General features: G+C 40.0%; 18 protein-coding genes. 12 read left to right on the top strand and 6 right to left on the bottom strand.

What is annotated here, in order from left to right; genetic code table 11:
* Positions 1 to 21: 21 nt before the first annotated feature.
* Positions 22 to 495 carry a DMT family transporter gene (locus IHV77_RS05850; RefSeq protein ID WP_194813146.1) on the bottom strand — a complete coding sequence of 158 codons (474 nt, stop codon included), beginning with the start codon at positions 493 to 495 and terminating at the stop codon, positions 22 to 24.
* Positions 496 to 649: 154 nt separating this feature from the next.
* Between IHV77_RS05850 and brnQ the strand changes: the two genes are divergently transcribed.
* Positions 650 to 1963: a branched-chain amino acid transport system II carrier protein gene (gene brnQ / locus IHV77_RS05845; protein WP_228550047.1), complete on the top strand. Its 1314-nt coding sequence runs from the start codon at positions 650 to 652 to the stop codon at positions 1961 to 1963.
* A 153-nt stretch (positions 1964 to 2116) separates the two neighbouring features.
* Here the strand turns inward: brnQ and adhE are convergent, their stop codons facing one another.
* Entirely contained in the window at positions 2117 to 4741 is a 2625-nt protein-coding gene (gene adhE / locus IHV77_RS05840; protein ID WP_194813145.1) for a bifunctional acetaldehyde-CoA/alcohol dehydrogenase, read from the bottom strand.
* Positions 4742 to 4955: 214 nt separating this feature from the next.
* Between adhE and IHV77_RS05835 the strand changes: the two genes are divergently transcribed.
* Positions 4956 to 5519, top strand: a complete 564-nt coding sequence (locus IHV77_RS05835; RefSeq protein WP_194813144.1) for an acetate uptake transporter — start codon at positions 4956 to 4958, stop codon at positions 5517 to 5519.
* A 347-nt stretch (positions 5520 to 5866) separates the two neighbouring features.
* Here the strand turns inward: IHV77_RS05835 and IHV77_RS05830 are convergent, their stop codons facing one another.
* The 4 genes from IHV77_RS05830 to IHV77_RS05815 all read right to left on the bottom strand — a co-directional run bounded on the left by IHV77_RS05830 (position 5867) and on the right by IHV77_RS05815 (position 10589).
* A complete protein-coding gene (locus tag IHV77_RS05830) occupies positions 5867 to 7360 on the bottom strand; it encodes a PTS transporter subunit EIIC (protein WP_194813143.1) in 1494 nt (497 codons plus the stop codon).
* 121 nt (positions 7361 to 7481) lie between these two features.
* On the bottom strand, positions 7482 to 8663 hold the full coding sequence (gene uxuA, locus IHV77_RS05825; RefSeq protein ID WP_194813142.1) for a mannonate dehydratase: 1182 nt from the start codon (positions 8661 to 8663) through the stop codon (positions 7482 to 7484).
* A gap of 130 nt (positions 8664 to 8793) precedes the next feature.
* The gene (locus IHV77_RS05820) at positions 8794 to 9540 is read right to left on the bottom strand and encodes an FCD domain-containing protein (protein WP_194813141.1); all 747 of its coding nucleotides are present in this window, start codon (positions 9538 to 9540) and stop codon (positions 8794 to 8796) included.
* Between the two features lie 65 nt (positions 9541 to 9605).
* The gene (locus IHV77_RS05815) at positions 9606 to 10589 is read right to left on the bottom strand and encodes a TRAP transporter substrate-binding protein (protein ID WP_194813140.1); all 984 of its coding nucleotides are present in this window, start codon (positions 10587 to 10589) and stop codon (positions 9606 to 9608) included.
* A 205-nt stretch (positions 10590 to 10794) separates the two neighbouring features.
* Here IHV77_RS05815 and IHV77_RS05810 point away from each other — a divergent pair, with 205 nt between their 5' ends.
* The 10 genes from IHV77_RS05810 (at position 10795) to IHV77_RS05765 (ending at position 22395) form a co-directional block, all read left to right on the top strand.
* Positions 10795 to 11280 (top strand): TRAP transporter small permease, encoded by a 486-nt coding sequence (locus tag IHV77_RS05810; protein ID WP_194813139.1) that lies wholly within the window; start codon positions 10795 to 10797, stop codon positions 11278 to 11280.
* An 11-nt stretch (positions 11281 to 11291) separates the two neighbouring features.
* Entirely contained in the window at positions 11292 to 12602 is a 1311-nt protein-coding gene (locus IHV77_RS05805) for a TRAP transporter large permease (protein WP_194813138.1), read from the top strand.
* A gap of 48 nt (positions 12603 to 12650) precedes the next feature.
* Positions 12651 to 13448: an HAD family hydrolase gene (locus IHV77_RS05800; RefSeq protein WP_228550046.1), complete on the top strand. Its 798-nt coding sequence runs from the start codon at positions 12651 to 12653 to the stop codon at positions 13446 to 13448.
* A gap of 13 nt (positions 13449 to 13461) precedes the next feature.
* On the top strand, positions 13462 to 15222 hold the full coding sequence (locus tag IHV77_RS05795; protein ID WP_194813137.1) for a glycoside hydrolase family 3 protein: 1761 nt from the start codon (positions 13462 to 13464) through the stop codon (positions 15220 to 15222).
* A 71-nt stretch (positions 15223 to 15293) separates the two neighbouring features.
* Positions 15294 to 16697, top strand: coding sequence for an MFS transporter (locus IHV77_RS05790; RefSeq protein WP_194813136.1), 1404 nt, complete (start codon positions 15294 to 15296; stop codon positions 16695 to 16697).
* A 36-nt stretch (positions 16698 to 16733) separates the two neighbouring features.
* Entirely contained in the window at positions 16734 to 18518 is a 1785-nt protein-coding gene (uidA, locus tag IHV77_RS05785; protein ID WP_194813135.1) for a beta-glucuronidase, read from the top strand.
* Positions 18519 to 18521: 3 nt separating this feature from the next.
* On the top strand, positions 18522 to 19925 hold the full coding sequence (uxaC, locus tag IHV77_RS05780) for a glucuronate isomerase (protein ID WP_194813134.1): 1404 nt from the start codon (positions 18522 to 18524) through the stop codon (positions 19923 to 19925).
* Positions 19926 to 19934: 9 nt separating this feature from the next.
* Positions 19935 to 20873 (top strand): sugar kinase, encoded by a 939-nt coding sequence (locus tag IHV77_RS05775; protein WP_194813133.1) that lies wholly within the window; start codon positions 19935 to 19937, stop codon positions 20871 to 20873.
* Positions 20874 to 20883: 10 nt separating this feature from the next.
* Positions 20884 to 21729 carry an SDR family oxidoreductase gene (locus IHV77_RS05770; protein WP_194813236.1) on the top strand — a complete coding sequence of 282 codons (846 nt, stop codon included), beginning with the start codon at positions 20884 to 20886 and terminating at the stop codon, positions 21727 to 21729.
* A 30-nt stretch (positions 21730 to 21759) separates the two neighbouring features.
* Positions 21760 to 22395, top strand: coding sequence for a bifunctional 4-hydroxy-2-oxoglutarate aldolase/2-dehydro-3-deoxy-phosphogluconate aldolase (locus tag IHV77_RS05765; RefSeq protein ID WP_194813132.1), 636 nt, complete (start codon positions 21760 to 21762; stop codon positions 22393 to 22395).
* The last annotated feature ends 45 nt before the right edge of the window (positions 22396 to 22440 follow it).

The following is a 22440-nucleotide window of genomic DNA, read 5'->3' as shown; positions in this document are numbered from 1 at the left end:
ATATCGAATTTTGACCGCACTTTATCCTTTGATTAATGCAATAAGTTTATCGCCGAAGAAATAGAAGATTAGGCCGAATGCAACAATTGTTAAACCGATGAATTTAGTGAGGCTTACTTCCCTAATCGGCATTCCGATTAAACCGAAATGGTCAATAGTGGAAGCGGTGATTAATTGCCCTACGATGATAAAAAATAACATTGCCGTAATACCAAGTTTCGGTGCTAATAATACCGTAGTGAAAACCACTAATGCGCCAAGCGCACCGCCGATTAATTTCCACCAAGGTTGTTGTGGAAGTGCGGTCAAGCTTGACCATAAATCGGTTTTAAACAATGCGATGATAAAAAGCAGAACAGTTCCTACTGTAAAAGAAATCAATGTCGCAATAATAGGTTCATTACCCAGCGCTTTTGCCAATTGAGTATTAATCGCAGATTGCGAGGCAAGTGCCACACCTGCAACCAGCGAGATGAGGATATAAATCACAAACATAGAACCTCCTGAAAATAGAAATTATAGGTGGTTTCGTTTCATCTTTAAATGTAAAAATTTCGCTGAAATTTTTCGGATTTTTAACCGCACTTTATTTAGATGTAGCGTTTATCGTGTTATACTCCGCCGCCCAATTATTATAGGTAAGATAACAATGATGATAAAAAAAGCCGGATTAACCGGGCTTTTATTATTCGGTATGTTTTTTGGTGCCGGTAATTTAATTTTTCCACCAAGTTTAGGCGCATTATCCGGCGAGCGATTTTGGCCGGCAATTTTAGGATTTGTATTATCCGGTGTAGGTATTGCGGTTCTCACCCTGATTATCGGAATGCTAAATCCAAAAGGCTATGTAGATGAAATCTCACGGAAAGTTTCACCTTGGTTCGCAACGCTTTACCTCGTGATTTTATATCTTTCAATAGGGCCGTTCTTTGCAATTCCGCGTACTGCAACTGTTGCTTATGAAGTCGGTATTTCTCCTATGTTATCGGAAAGTGTAAGCACGAAAGGACTGGGTATTTTCACCTTATTCTATTTCCTCGCCGCTTATTTTATCGCCCTTAACCCCTCTAAAATTTTAGATAGCATCGGGCGAATCCTCACCCCTATTTTTGCGTTATTGATTGTTATTTTAGTGGTGTTGGGTATCGTAAAATACGGGGCGAGCGTTCCCCAATCGGCAATGGGGGATTATGCGAAAGAAGCATTCGGAACGGGCTTTATTGAAGGCTATAACACGTTAGATGCGCTGGCTTCCGTCGCATTTAGTGTAGTGGCGGTTCAAACTTTGAAACAGCTAGGATTTAGTTCTCGAAAAGAATATGTTTCAACGATCTGGCTGGTCGGCGTTATTGTCGCCTTAGGTTTTAGCGTGCTTTATATCGGATTGGCCTATTTAGGAAATCATTTTCCGGTACCGCAAGAGGTGATGAATAGCGAAATGAATAAAGGCGTGTATATTTTATCACAAGCCACTCAAGCAATTTTTGGTCAATCCGCTCAATGGTTTTTAGCCGTAATGGTGGCGATAACTTGTTTTACCACGACAGCAGGATTGATTGTTTCTACCGCTGAATTTTTTGCATCACGTTTTCCACGTTTATCTTATCCTGTGTACGCTACAATATTTGCATTGCTCGGATTGGGTGTCGCCAATTTAGGATTGAATACTATTATCCGCTTTTCTTTACCGGTACTTTTGATCCTTTACCCGATTACTATCACCATTGTGATTTTAGTGATGTTGAACAAATGCCTCGCCCTTTCAAAAACAGGTATGCAATTAACCGTGGTATTCGTGGCGATGGTTTCATTGGTGGGTGTATTAGGGGAAGAATTTGGCATTATGACGCTAGTAAATTGGGTTCAACATTTACCTTTCTCCGACATTTCTCTACCTTGGTTGCTACCAGCCCTAGCGGGATTGGGATTAGCAATAATATTGCCGAATCGTCAAAAAGGATAGTATCAACAATACAAAACGGAAGTGATTGCTTCCGTTTTGTGTCGTTTTTTATTTGCCAATTTATTCACATATTTGCATCATTATCTGAAATTAAAAGAAAAGCCGCACTTCGGCTTCCCAAAGTGCGGTCAATTTTCCTTATGTTTTTATAGATTAATAATCTTCCGGATTATAGCCCTGATAAGCACGGGTTAAAATATCCTCCATATCCGCCACTAGCGGTAAACGTGGGTTGGCAGGTGAGCATTGATCTTCAAAGGCGAGCAAGGCGATTTCACGGCGGGCATCCAGCCAAGCCTGCTCATCAAGTCCTTGTTCTTTGAAAGACATTTTTACACCTAAACGCACAGCTAAATCATAACAAGCCTGTGCGTAAGATCTCACACCCTCTTCAGGTGTTGCACAAGGTAAACCGAGCATACGGGCAATCTCTTGATATTTCACATCCGCTTTATAATAGTTATATTTCGGCCAAGTTGCGGTTTTTTCCGGGCGGGTGCCGTTATAGCGAATTACGTGCGGCATTAAGATTGCATTGGTTCGACCGTGTGGTGTGTGGAAACGACCGCCGATTTTATGTGCGAGAGAGTGGTTCATTCCTAAGAATGCATTGGCGAATGCCATACCTGCCATGGTGGAGGCATTGTGCATTTTTTCGCGGGCTTCAGGATCTTTCTCTTTTACCGAGCGTTCTAAGTGTTCAAATACTAACTTGATTGACTGTAATGCCAAGCCGTCAGTAAAGTCATTAGCAAGTACGGAAACATAGGCTTCGGTTGCGTGAGTGAGTACGTCTAATCCGGTATCGGCGGCAACATGTGCCGGTACGGTCATCACTAATGCCGGATCCACAATTGCCACTGTTGGTGTTAATGAATAATCGGCAATTGGATATTTTTTATCGCCCTCGGTAATCACCGCAAATGGGGTTACTTCAGAACCCGTCCCTGATGTAGTCGGAATACCGATAAAACGGGCTTTACGTCCTAATTGTGGGAATTTGAACGCACGTTTGCGAATATCCATAAATTTTTGTACCAAATCACGGAAATCCACCTCAGGTTGTTCATAGAATAACCACATTACTTTTGCAGCATCCATTGCTGAGCCGCCGCCTAATGCAATAATCGTGTCAGGTTGATAGCTCCGTAATAATTCCGTACCACGGCGTACGGTTTCGATTGACGGATCCGGTTCAACATCGGCAAATAATTGATAGGTTACGTGATTGCCGCGTGCGGTAATTTGGTTGGCAATTTTTTCAACGAAACCGAGATCAACCATAGTGCGGTCGGTTACGATAACGACACGTTCCATTCCTTTCATTGATTGTAAATATTGAATTGAATCACGTTCAAAGTAGATTTTTGAAGGCACTTTAAACCATTGCATATTATTTCTCCGTCTTCCCACTCGTTTAATATTGATTAAATTGACCGCACTTACGTTGTTACCTACGGAGTTTTTACCGTAAGAACCACAGCCTAAAGTGAGGGACGGAAGGAAGGAGTTATACACATCGCCGATACCGCCGAAGGTGGAGGGCGAGTTCCAAATAACACGAATGGCTTTAACCCGTTCGCCAAATTCTTTGGCAAGTTCTGCGTTGGTTGTGTGAATGGCAGCGGAATGCCCTAAACCGTGAAATTCCACCATTTGTTCCGCTTTATTTAAGCCGTCTTCGGTTGAAGTGGCTTTTACCAATGCTAAAACAGGCGATAATTTTTCACGTGTTAATGGCTCTTTTTCGCCCACTTCTTTACATTCGGCAAGAAGAATATTGGTGCGGGACGGAACTTTAAAACCTGCTTGTTCGGCAATCCAAGTCGCCGGTTTACCCACAACATTAGCATTTAATTTTGCACCGCTACAGTTTTTGCTGTCCGCTTTTACGCCGAACATTAACGCTTCCAACATGGCTTTTTCTTTTTTATTCACCAAATATACGCCGTAAGATTGCATTTCTTTGACAAATTCGTCATAGATTTCTTCGTCCACAATCGCAGCCTGCTCGGAAGCGCACACCATACCGTTATCGAAAGATTTTGACATAACAATATCGTGTACCGCTTGTTTTAAGTTGGCGGACTTTTCCACATACGCCGGCACATTGCCAGCCCCTACGCCCAGAGCCGGTTTTCCGCAAGAATAAGCCGCTTCCACCATTGCATTGCCACCGGTGGCTAAAATAGTGGCGATACCGGGGTGTTTCATTAGGGCGGATGTTCCTTCCATTGAAGGATGTTCAATCCATTGAATACAATTTTTAGGCGCACCTGCTGCTACTGCGGCTTCATACACAATGCGGGCGGCATGGGCGGAAGATTGTTGTGCGGAAGGGTGGAAAGCAAAGACAATCGGGTTACGGGTTTTTAATGCAATTAAGGATTTGAAAATAGCGGTAGAAGTTGGGTTGGTCGTTGGGGTAACACCGCAAATTACCCCGACGGGATCGGCGATTTCGGTAATACCGGTTACGTCATCTTCACTGATCACTCCTACGGTTTTGAGGTTACGCATATTGTTTACAACATATTCGCAGGCAAATAGGTTTTTGGTCGCTTTATCTTCAAATACACCACGTCCCGTTTCCTCATAAGCGTGCATTGCAAGCACTCCGTGCTGATCTAATGCTGCCACAGAAGCTTTGGCAACAATATAGTTGACTTGCTCTTGGTTCAGTTGGCGAAATTCTTCAAGGGCAAGCAACCCTTTTTCCACCAAAGCATTAACCTCAGCTTGTGCCGGGCTGATTGCATTTTCCACTAGATTACTCATAGTTTTCTCCTAAAGTTTTAATTATTTGACTGACTGTCATTATACGCCGGTCATTTTGTGATCTCGATCACATTTAAAGGCTATTTAAGTGAAAGCTGATCCTGATCAAATAACCTAAAAGAGGTAAGAAATTTTACTTTCCAACGCTTTATTTCTAATAAGGTTTTCGCCATAATAGCGAGCTTTGATATACACGTTTTATAAGGAAAATTTTATGTCGGCAAAAGACGGTTTAGCTAATCCGGGTCCTTTGGGTTTATGCGGTTTTGCTTTAACCACTTGGTTATTGTGTTTAATTAATGCAGGCGTATTTGATACATCAAATCTTGGATTGGTATTAGGTATGGCATTTGCATTCGGCGGTACTGCGCAGATGATCGCCGGTATGTTTGAGTTTAAAAAAGGTAACACCTTCGGTTTTACCGCATTCATTAGCTATGGTGCGTTTTGGTGGTCTTGGGCGTTATTTGTTGCCTTCTTTAAAGGCGATACCTCACCGGTGTTTGTCGCTTGGTATTTAGCTTGCTGGGGAACCTTTACCCTAATGATGTTTTTAGCAACATTCTCTAAACCTAAAGCATTACAGGCTATTTTCTTTTTCTTAACCCTCACGTTTTATGCCTTAGCAATAGGCGATGCTACAGGCAATCATAGCATTGTGAATATTGGCGGCTATCTGGGGTTAATTACCGCATTGTGTGCTTTTTATCTTGCCGCAGCTGAGATTTTAAACGAATCTTACGGGCACACGGTGTTGCCGATTGGCGAGAAGAAGTAATGTGTTCTTAATGAAAATAAGGTCTGTTTTACAGGCCTTATTTTTTGCCGAAAATTAATTCGATATAGTAAAAGTGCGGTCATTTTTGAAGGTATTTTTAGCGACAAATTAAAAACATCTCAACTTTTTGAAATTATCCGGTATTATGTAGCGGTTGCACAAAGAGATATTTATTTCGGTAGAGTGCGTTGAGCTTTGCATAACGCACCGTTTCATCATCATTAAACCTTGGTTGGTGCGTTACGGCTTCGCCTAACGCACCCTACAATGATTTGTGCAACTGCTACATAATACCGAAATTACCTTTAAAGTAGATGTTTTTTATTTAGGAATTTTGAAGTGTTAATTTAATCTTCTTTCCCTAAAATTTGGTTGATTTCGCTTTTATACAGCACGGCTTTTGCTCCGAAGATAGCTTGTACACCGCCGCCGACTTCTAACACTTCAATAGCGCCTAGGGCTTTGAGTTGTGCTTTGTTTACTGTGCTGACATTTTTCACCGCAACACGTAAACGCGTGATACAGGCATCGACATTTTCAATGTTATCGGCACCGCCTAAGTATTCAATGATTTTATGCGAATTTTCCGTTAAAGAAGAGGTTTGTTGTTCGCCGGTTTCTTCCGCTTCTTCTGCCCGTCCCGGCGTCATAACATTAAATTGAGTAATGAAAAAACGGAACGAGAAATAATAAAGCAATGCCCAACCGAACCCTACAATAACAGCTCTAACCCAATGGGTGTTTTCATTGCCTTGTAAAATGCCGAATAAGAGAAAATCAATAAATCCACCGGAGAATGTATTACCGATAGAAATATTGAGTAAGTCGGCAATATAGAAAGACACGCCGTCTAAAAATGCGTGGAAGACATAAAGCCAAGGAGCTACAAATAAGAACATAAATTCGATCGGCTCGGTAATGCCGGTAATAAAGGAGGTTAAGGCCGCTCCTAAAAATAAGCCGCCTAGCTTGGCTCGACGTTTTTTCGGTACGCAATGATACATCGCTAAACACGCCGCCGGAAGACCAAACATCATGGTGTCAAAACGTCCGGCAAAAAAGCGTGTTCCCTCGGTAAAGAGTCCTTGATGAGTCGGATCGGCAAGTTGAGCAAAAAAGATTTTTTGTGCGCCGACAATCAGTTCTCCGTTCACGATTTCTGTACCGCCAAGTTCCGTGTACCAAAATAGCGGGTAAATCATATGGTGTAATCCGACCGCACCGCTTAATCTCATTAAAAAACCATAGAAAAACGTACCTATCTCTCCCATTTTGGCAATACTTTCACCGGCACTGACAAGCCAGTTTTGAAAAGTCGGCCAAATTAAGAAGAAGATAAATCCGACAAAGATCGCTGCAAATGCCGTTACGATAGGCACAAAACGCGAACCGCCAAAAAAGCCGAGAATTTGGGGTAGTTGAATATTATGATAACGATTATGTAGTTTTACGGTGATAAGCCCCATAACGAGAGAACCAATCACACCGGTATCAATGCTTTTCGTTTCCGGTGAAAAAAGCGGAATTAATGCAGCGATTGTGCCGGTCATAATGAGATAGCCGACAACTGCTGCTAAAGCGGCTACACCTTTATCACGTTTAGCAAGCCCGATTCCTAATCCAATGCAGAGAAATAAGGACAGATTGCTGAACACAATCGCACCTGCCGCCGACATAATTTGAAAAACGCCTTGCAAAATCGGGTGATTTAGCAGGGGGTAGGCAGAAATTGTTGCCTGATTGGAAAGTGCCCCACCAATACCAAGCAATAAGCCTGCCGCAGGTAAAATGGCAATAGGCAGCATAAAGGCTTTACCAATTTGTTGAAGTTGTTTAAACATAAATTATCTTTAAGATCTTATTTTTAGTTAACGGCAGTCTACGGGATAAATTTAAAATAAAAAATGAGATCTTTTCATTTTTGTGAAGAAGATCTCATAAAAATTTTAGTAATTGAAGTGTTTATTCAAAATAAACACGTTTAATCGCCAACTCTAATCCGCGAAATTCAGCTAAGCCTTTCAAACGACCAATAGCCGAATAACCCGGGTTGGTTTTTTTGTGGAGGTCATCCAGCATTTGATGACCGTGGTCAGGACGCATCGGGATTTCTTTCACATCGCCGTTGGCTTTGCGTTGATATTCTTCGGTGAGAATGGCTTTCACCACACCGAACATATCCACATCACCTGCTAAATGATCGGCTTCGTGAAAACTCAATGGGTTATCCTCTCGTTGTGTAGAGCGAAGATGAGCAAAATAAATCCGATCTGCAAACTCCGTAGCCATTGCAATCAAATCGTTATCCGACCGAACGCCATAAGACCCGGTACAAAACGTAAAACCGTTCGCCGGTAATGGTTGAGTTTGCACATACCAACGCATATCTTCAATCGTGGAAACAATACGGGGTAAACCTAAAATCGGGCGAGGCGGATCATCAGGGTGAACCGCCATTTGAACGCCGACTTCTTGAGCAACAGGAATAATTTCATTTAAAAAATAAGCCAAGTGTTCACGGAATTTATCCGGCGTAATGTCATTATAGCGATCTAATTGAGCCTGAAATTCCGCTAACGTATAGCCTTCCTCTGCCCCCGGTAAACCTGCGATGATATTACGGGTAAGTTGCTCAATTTCCGTTTCTGTCATTTTGTCAAAATAGGCTTGAGCTTGAGAGCGTTCATCTTCCGTATAGCTTTTTTCTGCATTCGGGCGTTTTAGAATATGTAACTCAAATGCGGCGAAAGCGATATGATCAAAACGCAAGGCTTTAGAACCATCCGGCATTTCGTAGGCAAGATCAGTTCTTGTCCAATCCAATACAGGCATAAAATTATAACAAACCGTTTTTATACCGCACTTTGCTAAATTTCGTAACGTTTGCTTGTAATTATCGATCCAAAGTTGGAAATTGCCCGTCTGCGTTTTGATTTCTTCGTGCACCGGCACACTTTCTACCACAGACCAGTGCAAGCCTGCTTGCTCAATCAGCGCTTTACGTTTTTCTATCTCTTCCACAGACCACACTTGCCCATTCGGGATATGATGAAGTGCTGTAACGATACCTGTTGCCCCGGCTTGACGTACATCAGACAAAGATACCGGATCTTTCGGTCCATACCAACGCCACGTTTGTTCCATTGTTTTTCTCCTGGTCATTTATAGTGAATTAAGTTAAAACGGCTACAAAGGCGCAAACTGAAGGTAGTACAAAGTAGTACAGTGAAGCGCAGCAATGCAATAGACGTTTTTAAATTTAACTTACGTTAGGCTAAATTCCTACAACAACAGGGCTAATATTAAATAAATATCCATCAAAATCGGGCTCATCAACATTCGATAATTCAAAAAGTTTTTTCTTTACATTTTCAATATGTTGCCACATTGCTTTTTTGGCAAGAGCCGGATCTTTTCGTTGAATACTATTTAAAATCTGTTCGTGATCTTTTAGCCAAAGTTGTCGATAATGATGTTCTTTGATGTGAGTATGTAATCCTTTCCACATTGGATTAGCTCGATATTTCCATAAATCTTCTTGCATTTTAATTAATACTTCATTTTGAGTAATTTCAGCAATTGCACTATGGAACTCTTCATCCGCAGAATAATCAGTATCTTCGTGATTTTCTAAAGTTTGATATTCTCTGGCTAAAATTTCTTTTAGACGTAAAATATCGTTTCGAGTAGCCTGAATGGCTGCAAACTCTGCAATACTACTTTCAAGTAATTGGCGCGCTTGCAACAATTCAAAAGGTCCAACATCTATGGAATCAAAATTATCATTACTGGATGGTAAACCAATAATATAAACTCCCGATCCTTTTTTAACCGAAATAAGCCCTTCTAATTCCAACATTATTAAGGCTTCGCGAACAACCGTACGGCTTACTTCAAAACGTTCGGCGATATCCCGTTCCGGAGGTAAGCGCTCACCGATTTTATATACGCCTTGGCGTAATTCTTCTTTGAGTAATTCGCCGATTTTTTTATACGAACGGAGTTCATAATTTTGATCCATAGTTTTTAAACCTTTATTGACAATAATTAAATTGGTATAACAGATTATCGTTAATCATAGCATAATTATTGTACTTTTCTGATCGCTTCTACAACTTTATAGGTTTCCGGATCGGTTTTTTTTAGTTCCTCATACATAGGTTTTACCGCATCTTTAAAAGGCATTTTATTGACTTTTACAAAAGTCACACCTTGCTTGAGGGCGAGTTCTTTCTCTTTATTTTCAGAAATTACCCACAGTTCTTGCATTTTTTCTGTAGCTTCATTCGCCGCTTGTTTCAGTGCTTTTTGCTCTTTATCGCTTAAACCGTCCCATACTTTAGTCGAAATAACCAACACGTCCGGCACCATGGTATGTTCATCGACACTGAAATATTTAGCCACTTCGTTATGGCGGCTTAATGTGTAAGAGGGAATATTATTTTCTGCAGCATCAACTACGCCTTGTTGCAATGCTGTATAAAGCTCTCCATAGGCTAAGGGCGTTGGGTTTCCCCCTAAATATTTCACCATATTGACAGCAGTAGGGCTTGGCTGAACACGAACTTTTAATCCTTTAAGATCAGCGGGGGTGTTAATTGGTTTACTTGTGTAGAAACTTCTTGCTCCGGCATCTAAATAAGCAATACCAATAAATCCATTATTTTTTGAAGATTGCAAAATATTTTGCCCCACTTCACTTGCCATTACTTTTTTATAATGATCTTTGTTTTCAAATAAATAAGGTAGGTTGTAAACTCCGTAAGGTTTACTAAAAGCTTCTAATTCCGCCGCATTAGATTTTGCCAAAGCCAATGCGCCTTTCTGTACCAGTTCTAAAGATTCTCGCTGTGAACCTAGCTGAGCATCCGGATAAATACGAATTTTCAATTCTCCGTCCGATAATTCTCCAGCCCGTTTCGCCATAAACTGTAATGTTTCGTGCACAGGGTGAGAACGATTTTGATTATGGCTTAGTTTCAATGTAGTTGCTGCATCAGTTGCCATTGAAAAACCGGATATAAAGGAAAGCAATAATGTGCTTTTAAGAAATTTACTTTTTAGTTTCATTGGATTTCCCTCTTTATTACAATTTGGTGAACCAATGATTCTATATTTAAGTAAATCAGTCAAAATAATTTTCTTAAAAATGTGACATTAATCACATTAATTATAAAAATTGGTAAACCAATTTTAAGTTTTGTGATCTGGATCTCAGTTTTAAGTAAAAAAATTATGTAGTATCCAAATGCCCCAATTCTTATGGAGTAATAAAATGGATAAATTGATTCAATTCGTAAATCGCCTACTTGCTATTTTCTCTGTCACACTTTCGTCCATATTGGTTATTTGCGTTGTCTGGCAGGTTTTCTCACGTTACATTTTAGGTGAAGCAAGCATTGTAACGGATGAACTCGCCCGCTTTTTATTTATGTGGGTGGGGTTAATCGGAGCAGCTTATGCCACAGGATTAAAGCGACATCTTGCGATAGACCTCCTGCTTTTAAAAACAAAAGGGACAAAGAAAGTGATGTTAGAAATCGTGATTTTGCTTTTTATGCTCTTTTTTGCCGGTTTTATCTTAGTTTACGGAGGAAGCAATCTCGCTTGGGATACTCATCTTTCAGGACAAATTTCTCCCTCATTGGGAATTGATATGGGGGTTGTTTACCTTTGCTTACCTGTCGCGGGAATTATTATGTTGTTCTATCTTATTATTGAATTTATCCACAAAATTCAGCAATTTTCATCTCGTAGTTAAGGAATTTTCTTATGGAATGGTCAATTATTCTAGTTCTTTTCGGTACATTTGCGGTAATGCTGGCCCTTTCTGTACCGATTTCATTTGCGATTGCAATTTCAACACTGATTACTATTGGTATGACATTACCATTAGAGAGTGCACTAACCGTGGTTACACAAAAAATGGCATCAGGGTTGGATAACTTTGCACTATTGGCAATCCCATTTTTTATACTGGCAGGAAATATAATGAATCGGGGTGGCATTGCAATGCGATTAATTGCATTAGCAAAAACATTGGGAGCAAAATTACCCGGTTCACTTTTTCATACCAACGTTCTTGCCAATATGATGTTCGGTTCGATTTCAGGTTCAGCGGTTGCATCTGCGGCGGCAATGGGTGGGATTATGTCTCCATTGCAAAAGAAAGAAGGTTATGATCCGGAAATTTCCGCTGCAGTAAATATTACATCTTGTCCAACAGGCTTATTAATTCCACCAAGCAACACCTTGATTGTTTACTCTCTTGTCTCAGGCGGAACCTCTATTTCAGCATTATTTTTAGCCGGTTATTTACCAGGCATTTTAATGGGGTTAGGCATTATGGTAGTGGCAGGTACTATGGCAAAACGACGTCGCTATCCTGTAGAGAACACACCAAGTTGTAAAGAAGTGCTAAGTAAAATGATTGATGCCCTTCCGTCTCTCTCTTTAATTGTGATTGTGATCGGTGGCATTATTGCGGGTGTTTTCACTGCGACGGAAGCCTCTGCAATTGCGGTAGTTTATACCTTAGTTTTAGCAATGGGGATTTATAAAGAGGTCAAACTTAATGAATTACCCGCAATTATTTTAGAGTCTAGCGTTACCACCGCAATTGTTTTGCTATTAATAGGTGCTTCATCAGGTATGTCTTGGGCAATGGCAAATGCAGATGTACCTTATTTAATTCAAGATGCTTTATTAGCGGTATCGGCTAATCCAATTGTGATTTTATTATTTATCACCCTTTTGTTGCTTATTGTCGGCACATTTATGGATATGACACCTGCCGTATTAATTTTTACCCCTATTTTCTTACCTATCGTAACAGAATTAGGCGTAGATCCCGTTCATTTCGGCATTATGATGACATTTAATTTGTGTATCGGAATTTGCACCCCGCCAGTAGGTAGTGCGTTATTTATCGGTTGTTCTGTGGGAGGGGTTAGTATTGATAAAGTATTAAAACCTATGGTGCCGTTTTTCCTTGCACTGCTTGTTACATTATTGATGGTAACTTTTATCCCTGATATTAGCCTCATCTTACCGAAAACATTTTTAGGCTATGTTCCACAGTAAAATGGAAGGATATATTATGAATATTACTCAAAATAGAGGGGCGTAATAATGAAAAAATTTTTAGTTTGTATTGATTCGGACGGCTGTGCAATGGACACAATGAACGTTAAACATTTTAAATGTTTTGCTCCTTTAGTCGCTGATTTTTTTGATATTAAAGATCAGACTCGTTTTTTAGAGGTATGGAATAACGTTAATCTTTATTCAAAAACTCGTGGCACAAATCGTTTTAAAGGTTTGTTATTTTCCTTTGAAAAATATGGTTATCAAGGAAATTTTTCTCGTTTTAAACAATGGGTGGAAACTGCTGAGGAACTCTCGAATCGATCACTTCAACAAGAAATTACCCGTCAATCTTCATCTGACTTAGTACAAGCCCTAGCCTGGTCTGAAGCGGTGAATCAAGCAATTAAAGGGTTACGGGGTGAAGATAAGCCATATCTCAATGTACCGCGTTCACTTTCCTTTATTCAACAGTTTGCAGATATTGCAATTGTCAGTTCAGCTAACAATCAAGCGATTTTAGACGAATGGCAACGCCATCGTTTGATTGATTACACCAACTATATTTATGGACAAAATGAAGGTTCAAAGGCCCGCTGTTTAGGTTTATTAAAAGAGAAGGGCTATCTGTCGAATCATATCCTAATGGTGGGCGATTCTCCTGGTGATTTGGAGGCGGCACAAACTCAAGGCGTACATTTTTTTCCGATTTTATGTAATTACGAAAATGAATCTTGGGATGAATTGGTGTTGAGAGCCTTAGGAAAATTACTATCAAATGAATACGATTTGGCATACCAAAATCAGTTAGTTGAAAAATTTAATCAAAATTTAACCGCTTAAAAGGAGAAAGATAATGAGCGTTGATTTAACTAAAAAACCTTATTTTCTTAATAAAGAGGATATTCATTGGGTGAAAAAAACAATTGAGCAAATGACCCTTGAAGAAAAAATCGGGCAACTTTTTGTAAATATGGGAGCAAGTAGAGAAGAGAGCTATTTAACGGAGGTAGTGAATAAATACCATATCGGGGCCGTGCGTTATAACCCCGGTAAAGCTGAAGATGTATACGACCAGAACTATATTTTACAAACGAAAAGCAAAATTCCGCTTTTGATTGCTGCAAATACCGAAGCGGGTGGAAACGGTGCTTGTACAGACGGAACAGAAGTTGGATTACATGTCAAAATTGGCGCTACCGGCAACGCTAAATACGCTTATGAAATGGGACGTGTGGCAGGCGTAGAGGCGGCAGCAATTGGTTGTAATTGGAGTTTCGCCCCGATTGTCGATATTAACTACAACTGGAGAAATCCAATCATTTCCAACCGCACTTTTGCCAATGATCCTGATACGGTATTAGAAATGGCTCTCGCTTATATGAAAGGGATTCAGGAAAGCGGTATTGCACCGGCCGCTAAACATTTCCCCGGTGATGGCGTAGATGAGCGAGATCAGCATCTTTCTTTTAGCATTAACAGTTTTGATTGTGAACAGTGGGATCGCACCTTTGGTAAAGTTTATCAAGGGTTAATTAATGCGGGTTTGCCATCTATTATGGCGGGGCATATTCATTTACCCAGTTATGAAAAACGGTTTAATCCAACGCTAAGTGATGAGGAATGCTTACCAGCAACGCTTTCTAAACCTCTTGTTACGGATTTATTACGTGGCAAGCTCGGTTTTAACGGTGTAGTGGTAACGGATGCCAGCCATATGGTTGCGATGACATCTGCAATGAAACGTAGCGAATTATTACCAGCTTCAATTGCTGCCGGCTGTGATTTATTTCTTTTTTTCAATGACCCTGATGAAGACTTCGGATATATGTTGGACGGCTACAAAAACGGTGTCATTACAGAAGAACGCTTAATCGACGCTTTAACGCGTATTTTAGGGTTAAAAGCAAAACTCGGCTTACATAAAAAAGCGAAGACCGACATTTTACCACCAAAAGAAAAAGCCCTTGCTCAAATCGGTTTACAGGAAAATAGAACAATTTTTGCTGAAGTTGCAGATCAGGCAATTACTTTAGTGAAATACAAACAGAATATTTTTCCGATCTCTCCTGAAACTCATCGTCGCATTTTGTTAGTAAATGTAAAAGGTGTAGAAGGTGGTTTCGGCAAAATGATCGCAGGTGGCGGTAAAAATCCGACTGATATTCTTAAAGACATTTTGGAAAAAAAAGGGTTTGTAGTCGAAATTTATAAATCGCCAATGGACGATTTAGTGAAATTATCCGATGAAGAACAGGTTAAAGTAATTCGTAATGAATATGCTCAAAAACGCCCAATTCGGGATTTAACTTCCAAATACGATCTTATTATTAATGTGGCTAATGTTAATTCGAGTACGGGGCAACGTATTATTTGGCATGCTACCAAAGGTACGCCGGATATCCCGTTTTATGTTCATGAAGTGCCGACCATATTTGTGTCCGTACAATGTCCGTTCCATTTAGCGGATGTGCCACAAGTGAAGACTTACATTAATGCCTATGACGGACGTGAGGCGACCTTGTCGTTGTTGGTTGAGAAGATGATGGGGAAATCCGAATTTAAAGGCAAAAGTCCGGTTGATGCGTTCTGCGGATTAAAAGATACCCATATCTAAATCGTCTATCGCGTTTTCTCCCGTGGTGGCGATTAAATTTCCTAGAAACTTACAAACTCAAGGAGCTTTGTATGGATAACAAAAATACAACTAGACCCTTTGGTCTGAAAGATAAAGTCGCTTATTTAAGTGGCGATTTAGCCAATGATCTTAGTTTTATGATGACTGCCTTCTTTTTAATGCTGTTTTATACCAATGTATTGGAAATTGAGGGCTACGTTGTTGGTTTACTTTTTTTAGTTTCCCGTTTTATTGATGCTTTTACTGATATTGGAATGGGACGTTTAGTCGATACGATTAAGCCGTTTAAAGAAGGACGTTTTAGAGGGTTGATTCGTAGAGCCTCCCCTTTCGTATGTATTTCCGGCTTCTTACTCTTTTTGCATATTGTAAAAGATTGGTCATATTCCGCTAAGTTAGTATATATCAGTGTAACTTATATTGTGTGGGGAAGTTTTGCTTATACGGCGGTTAATATCCCTTACGGCTCAATGGCAACCGTCATTACTACTCAACCTGAAGAACGGGCTAGTTTATCGGTGTTCCGTTCAATGGGCGCAAATATCGCACTGCTTTTTATCTCCTTTGTGATTCCATTACTAGTTTATAAAACAGGCGAGGATGGCAAACAAATTATTATTCCTGAAATGTTTACTATCATTATGGGGATATTTATGGTTGTTGCATTTCTTCTTTACCAATTCTGTTGGAAAAATTCGGTCGAACGGGTGCAACTACCTGAAAAACAAGGTCGTCATCAAAATCAAGCTCATTGCTTGAATGATGTAAAAAATATCTTTATTAGTCTATTCACTAACAAATCACTGATGATTTTTATCTTGATTGCGATTGTATTACTACTCGCTAGTCTGCTGATCGGTACAATGAATCCATATCTCTATGTCGATTATTTCAATAGCAAACTGGGATTATCTATTGGCGGAATGTTGGGGGTAATTGCTACCTTTACAGTTGCGCCCTTTGCTAATCCGATTGTAAAACACTTTGGTAAAAAGGAAAGTGCTGCAATAGCTTTATTGTTTACCGGTATTGTTTATTTGGCTCTCTTTGTATTAAAAATTACTAATGTTTGGGTTTATATTTCCGTTGCTTTCATCGCATTGCTTGGTCTTAACTACTTTATGGTAATTATTTGGGCATTTATTACCGACATTATTGATAACCAATTTCTACAAACCAATCGTCGTGAAGACGGTACGATTTATGCGGTTTACTCATTCGCTCGTAAAATAGGACAAGCTCTTGCCGGTGGCTTAGGAGGCTTTGCATTGAGTCTTATTGGTTACAAAGTAGGGGGAACCCAATCAACGGAGACTTTAGAGTCAATTTACAATGTCGCAACCCTTGTGCCGGCGGTTTCTTGTTTCCTGATTTTTTTGATGTTGCAATTTTGGTATCCGCTTTCAAAAGCAAAAGTTGCAGCCAACATTGCCGAATTAGAAAAACGTACTTAACTATTCATTTACCATATGAGCAATAAGGAATAGAAAATGTTATATCCGATTTCGACTGAAAGTCGTCAATTAATTGATTTAAGCGGTATTTGGCAATTCCGCTTTGAAATGGGAACTGAATGGCAACCGATAGCGGTGCCTGCATCATTTAACGATCAACAGGTTTTAAGTGAATATAAAAATTATGTCGGCGATTTCTTCTATCAAACAGACATCTTCGTCACTAAAGCAATGCTGAATGAACGCCTTTTCCTACGTTTTGATTCGGTAACCCATTTTGCCGAAGTGTATTTGAATGACCGATTTATTGGTTCGCATAAAGGTGGTTTTACCCCTTTTGAATTTGAAATTACCGAGTTCGTTCAACAAGGTAAGAATCTTTTAACGGTTAAAGCCAATAATATTTTGGATAATTCCACTTTACCTGTTGGCAATTATTCCGAAAAACAGGATGAGAATGGAAATTTAGTGAAAAAAGTCGATGAAAATTTTGATTTTTTCAACTATGCAGGAATACATCGTCCGGTTAAATTATGGACGAAACCCTATAATTATATTGATGATCTCACCATAACTTACGATTTTGTTGGCGAAGATGTTTCTGTGAATATCGCTATACAATCCGTAGGATCCGCCGAGAACTTTACTATTTCGGTTTATGATGAACAGCAACAGTTAGTTGCTCAATCTGAAGGGGCGGAAAAAACACAACGTTTTACTATTTCAAATGTAAAACGTTGGCAGCCATTGAATGCCTATTTATATGACATAAAAATTGAACTGATTAATCTGGGAGAAGTGCAAGACTGTTATTGTTTACCAGTGGGATTTCGTTCGATAGAAATTAAAGATAATCAATTCTTAATTAATGGTAACGCCTTCTATTTCAAAGGCTACGGCAAACATGAGGATTCTCATTTTGCCGGGAGAGGGTTAAATTCAGCAGTGAATGTATTGGATTTCAACATAATGAAATGGCAAGGCGCGAACTCATTTCGAACATCTCATTACCCTTATTCGGAAGAAATTATGCGGCTGGCGGATAGGGAAGGTTTTGTTGTGATTGATGAAACAACCGCTGTCGGATTAATGCATAATTTTGGCGTTAATTTATTCCAAGATGCTAGCCAACAAATTAACACTTGGGAAAAATACCAAACGACAGAGGCTCACCAACAGGTTATTCGCGAATTGATTGAACGAGATAAAAATTACGCTTGTGTCGTTATGTGGTCAATTGCTAATGAGCCTTCCACTGCGGAACAAGGGGCATATGAATATTTTAAACCTTTATTTGAATTAGCCCGTTCACTTGATCCACAAAAGCGACCTTGTACTTTCGTTAACATTATGCTTGCGCCGGCAGGTAAAGATTTAGCAATGTCATTGTGTGATGTTATTTGTCTAAATCGCTATTATGGCTGGTATGTGAACACGGCTGATTTAACTACTGCAAAAAATCAACTCCGTTCGGAAATTGAACGCTGGCACCAACTATTTCCTACCAAGCCGATAATGTTTACCGAATATGGAGTGGACACAATAGCCGGTTTGCACGATATGGATTTTAATACCCCCTTTACCGAAGAATTTCAAATTGAATATTACCAAGCTAATCATGAAGTAATGGATAGTTTTGACTATTTTATTGGTGAACAAGTATGGAATTTTGCCGATTTTCAAACCAAATATGGCATTTTCCGTGTGCAGGGCAATAAAAAAGGCTTATTTACACGTACTCGAGAACCCAAAATGGCTGCTCATTATTTTAAACAGCGCTGGCAAGCCATACCTGATTTCGGTTATAAAACAAAGGATTAAAAAATGAAAACATTTATGGATCAAGATTTTTTACTTGCAACAGATACGGCAAAAAAACTTTATCACCAATACGCTAAAGATATGCCGATTTTCGATTATCACTGTCATTTAAGCCCAAAAGATATTGCAGAAAATCGCCAATTTAAGGATTTGACTGAAATTTGGTTGGAGGGCGATCACTATAAATGGCGGGCATTACGTTCGGCGGGTGTAGAAGAGAAGTTGATTACAGGTAATGCATCGGCGGAAGAAAAATATCAAGTCTGGGCAGAAACGGTGCCGAAATGTATTGGTAATCCGCTTTATCACTGGACACATTTAGAACTTCGCCGCCCGTTTGGTATTGAAAATAAGCTACTTAATCCGCAAAGTGCGGACGAAATTTGGCATAAATGTAATGCTTTACTTGCAACACCTGAGTTTTCCGCTCGTGGCATTTTAAAACAAATGAATGTTCGCTTAGTCGGCACAACAGATGATCCAATTGATGATTTGCGTTATCACCAACAAATAAAAGCTGATTCAAATTTTGATGTGGAAGTTGTTCCGACATTTCGTCCCGATAAAATTTTCAAAATTGAATTAGATGGTTTTACAGACTATCTCTCTCAGCTTGAGCATATTACGGGTCAAAAAATTGAAAACTTTTCAGATCTAAAATCTGCATTGGTCAATCGTTTGGATTATTTTGATCAAAACGGAGCCAAGGCCTCTGATCATGGTATTGAAATAGTACGATTTTCACCAATTCCCGATGAACAAACATTAACCCATATTTTACAAAAAAGATTACAAAAAAAACCTCTTTCAGAAACAGAAACAGCCCAATTTTCGACCGCACTTTTAGTTTGGCTTGGCAAGGAATATCACAAACGAAATTGGGTAATGCAATATCATATCGGGGCAATTCGCAACAATAACAGCAGAATGTTTGCTCAACTCGGTGCAGATGCGGGTTTTGATTCCATTGGTGATCGCCCATACGCCGAAAAGTTAGCGAATTTATTGGATGAGATGGATAAAACCGACCAGCTTCCAAAAACGATTTTATATTGCTTAAACCCTCGTGATAACGAAATGTTGGCATCAATGATTGGTAATTTCCAAGGTGGCGGTATCGCCGGAAAAATCCAATTTGGTTCAGGTTGGTGGTTTAATGATCAAAAAGATGGTATGGAGCGCCAATTACAACAACTTTCACAACTCGGATTGCTTAGTCAATTTGTCGGAATGCTGACTGATTCTCGTAGTTTTCTCTCCTTCACGCGGCACGAATATTTCCGCCGTATTTTATGTAATCTTATCGGGAATTGGGTAGAAAACGGTGAAGTGCCGAATGACTTAGATTTGTTGGGAAAAATGGTGCAAGATATTTGTTTCAACAACGCTAAGGCTTATTTCAAATAAGGAAACCCGATGAAAAAAATAGCGATTATTGGGGAATGTATGATTGAGCTGAACGGGGAGCCGTTTGGTTCAATGAGGCAGGCTTATGGTGGAGATACCTTGAATACGGCAACCTATTTGGCTCGTGTTTCCGGTGAGCAAGTTCAAGTGCATTATGTTTCCGCTCTCGGTACGGATCAACTAAGTGAAGGGATGCTGAATGCTTGGCGGGAAGATAATATTCACACAGATCTCGTGCTGCAGGATTCTCATCGCCAGCCCGGACTCTATTTAATCCAGTTAGATCAACAAGGTGAGCGTACATTTTTATACTGGCGTCATCAATCGGCGGCACGTTATTTACTGCAACATATTGATTATTCAAGGGTTCTATCTGCATTAGCGCAAATGGATATGATTTATTTGAGTGGCATTTCATTGGCTATTTTGCCCGAAAATGACCGTTTAAAATTGGTAAATCAATTAATCGGTCTTGCTCAAAAAGGGGTAAAAGTCGCCTTTGATACGAATTATCGCCCCGCCCTATGGCAAAGTGCGGTAGAAACCCGCCAAATTTATACCGCGCTTTTGCCTTATGTGGATTTGGCATTAGTTACCTTTGATGATGAACAAGCACTTTGGAAAGATGCCACGCCGCAAGCCACGATTGAGCGATTAACGCAATTAGGCGTAAAAAATATCGTGGTGAAAGTGGGAAAAGAGGGGGCGGTTTTCCGTGATGTCACAAAAAATAGCGGAAAAGTGATCGCCTGTGAGGTGAAAAACGTGGTGGATACCACTTCGGCCGGTGATGCCTTTAATGCAGGTTTCCTCAACGGTTATTTGCAAGGCAAGGATTTTACCGGCTGCTGCCAACAAGGTAATCAGCTCGCTGCGATTGTTATTCAACATAAAGGGGCGATTATTTCACGCTCTGCAACACAGCATTTTTTAACTAAATTCAATTAAGGAGGCAATGATGAATATTGCTCAAAATCATTCATTTAAAGATAAAACGATTGTTATCACCGGTGCAGGCGGTGTGTTATGCGGGTTTCTCGCAAAACAACTTGCTAAAACGGGGGCAAAAATTGCCTTGCTTGATATTAATCTTGAAAGTGCGGTCAAATTTGCCGATGAAATTATCGCTGAAGGCGGAATTGCTAAAGCTTATCAGACCAATGTGTTGGAACTTACCAGTATTCAAGCCAGTCGAGATGCTATTTTTGCTGATTTCGGCAGCTGTGATATTTTGATTAATGGTGCGGGAGGCAACAGTCCGAAAGCTACTACCGATAACGAATTTCACGAATTTGATTTACCTGAAAAATCCAAATCTTTCTTTGAATTAGAGAAAGCGGGCGTTGAATTTGTATTTAATCTCAATTATTTAGGCACGCTGTTGCCAACACAAGTGTTTGCTAAGGATATGGTTGGCAAAACGGGGGCAAATATTATCAATATTTCCAGTATGAACGCCTTTACTCCGTTGACTAAAATCCCGGCTTATTCAGGGGCGAAAGCGGCGATTAGTAATTTTACTCAATGGCTTGCGGTGCATTTTTCCCATGTGGGTATTCGTTGCAATGCTATTGCACCGGGTTTTTTGGTGAGCAATCAAAATCGAGGATTGTTATTTGATCAAGAGGGCAAGCCAACGGCTCGTGCCAATAAAATCTTAACCAATACGCCAATGGGGCGTTTCGGGGAAGCGGAAGAATTGGTCGGCGGCATTTTATTTTTAATGGATGAGCGTTACGCCAGCTTTGTAAACGGTGTCGTATTGCCGATTGACGGTGGATTTTCTGCTTATAGCGGTGTGTAAATACCATAAAACGAATACGAGGAACAAAATATGACAACCGAACAACTTATCGAAAAACTTCGTTTACTTAAAATCATTCCTGTCATTGCATTAAATAAAGCAAAAGATATTTTGCCTTTGATGGAAACTCTTTCTCAAAACAGTTTACCCGTGGCAGAAATTACCTTTCGCTCTGAAGCGGCAGAGGAAGCAATCCGCTTATTACGCCAAAATCAACCGGATATTTTAATTTTAGCGGGAACGGTATTAACCGCAGAACAAGTGGTTTCTGCCAAAAATGCGGGGGCAGATGCGATTGTAACGCCAGGATTCAATCCGAAAATTGTACAACTTTGTTTGGATTTAGGTTTACCTGTTATTCCGGGGGTGAACAATCCGATGTCTATTGAAAGCGCCTTGGAAATGGGCATTTCGGCAGTAAAATTCTTCCCGGCGGAAGCCAGTGGCGGGGTAAAAATGATCAAGGCGTTATTAGGCCCTTATCACAATCTTCAAATTATGCCTACAGGGGGAATTTCTACCCAAAATCTCAAAGACTACCTTTCTATTCCTAATGTCGTTGCCTGTGGTGGATCTTGGTTTGTGGATAAAAAACTGATTGAGACACAAGATTGGCAGGAGATCGGGCGATTGGTAGCGGAGGCGGTGCAATTAGCTCATTCTTAGTTTTAACAGAAAGTTAATGTGAAAAAGAGCGCAGATAAAACGGTG

Source organism: Rodentibacter haemolyticus (assembly GCF_015356115.1).
GTDB lineage: Bacteria > Pseudomonadota > Gammaproteobacteria > Enterobacterales > Pasteurellaceae > Rodentibacter > Rodentibacter haemolyticus.
This window is presented reverse-complemented; position numbering and strand designations above follow the sequence as displayed.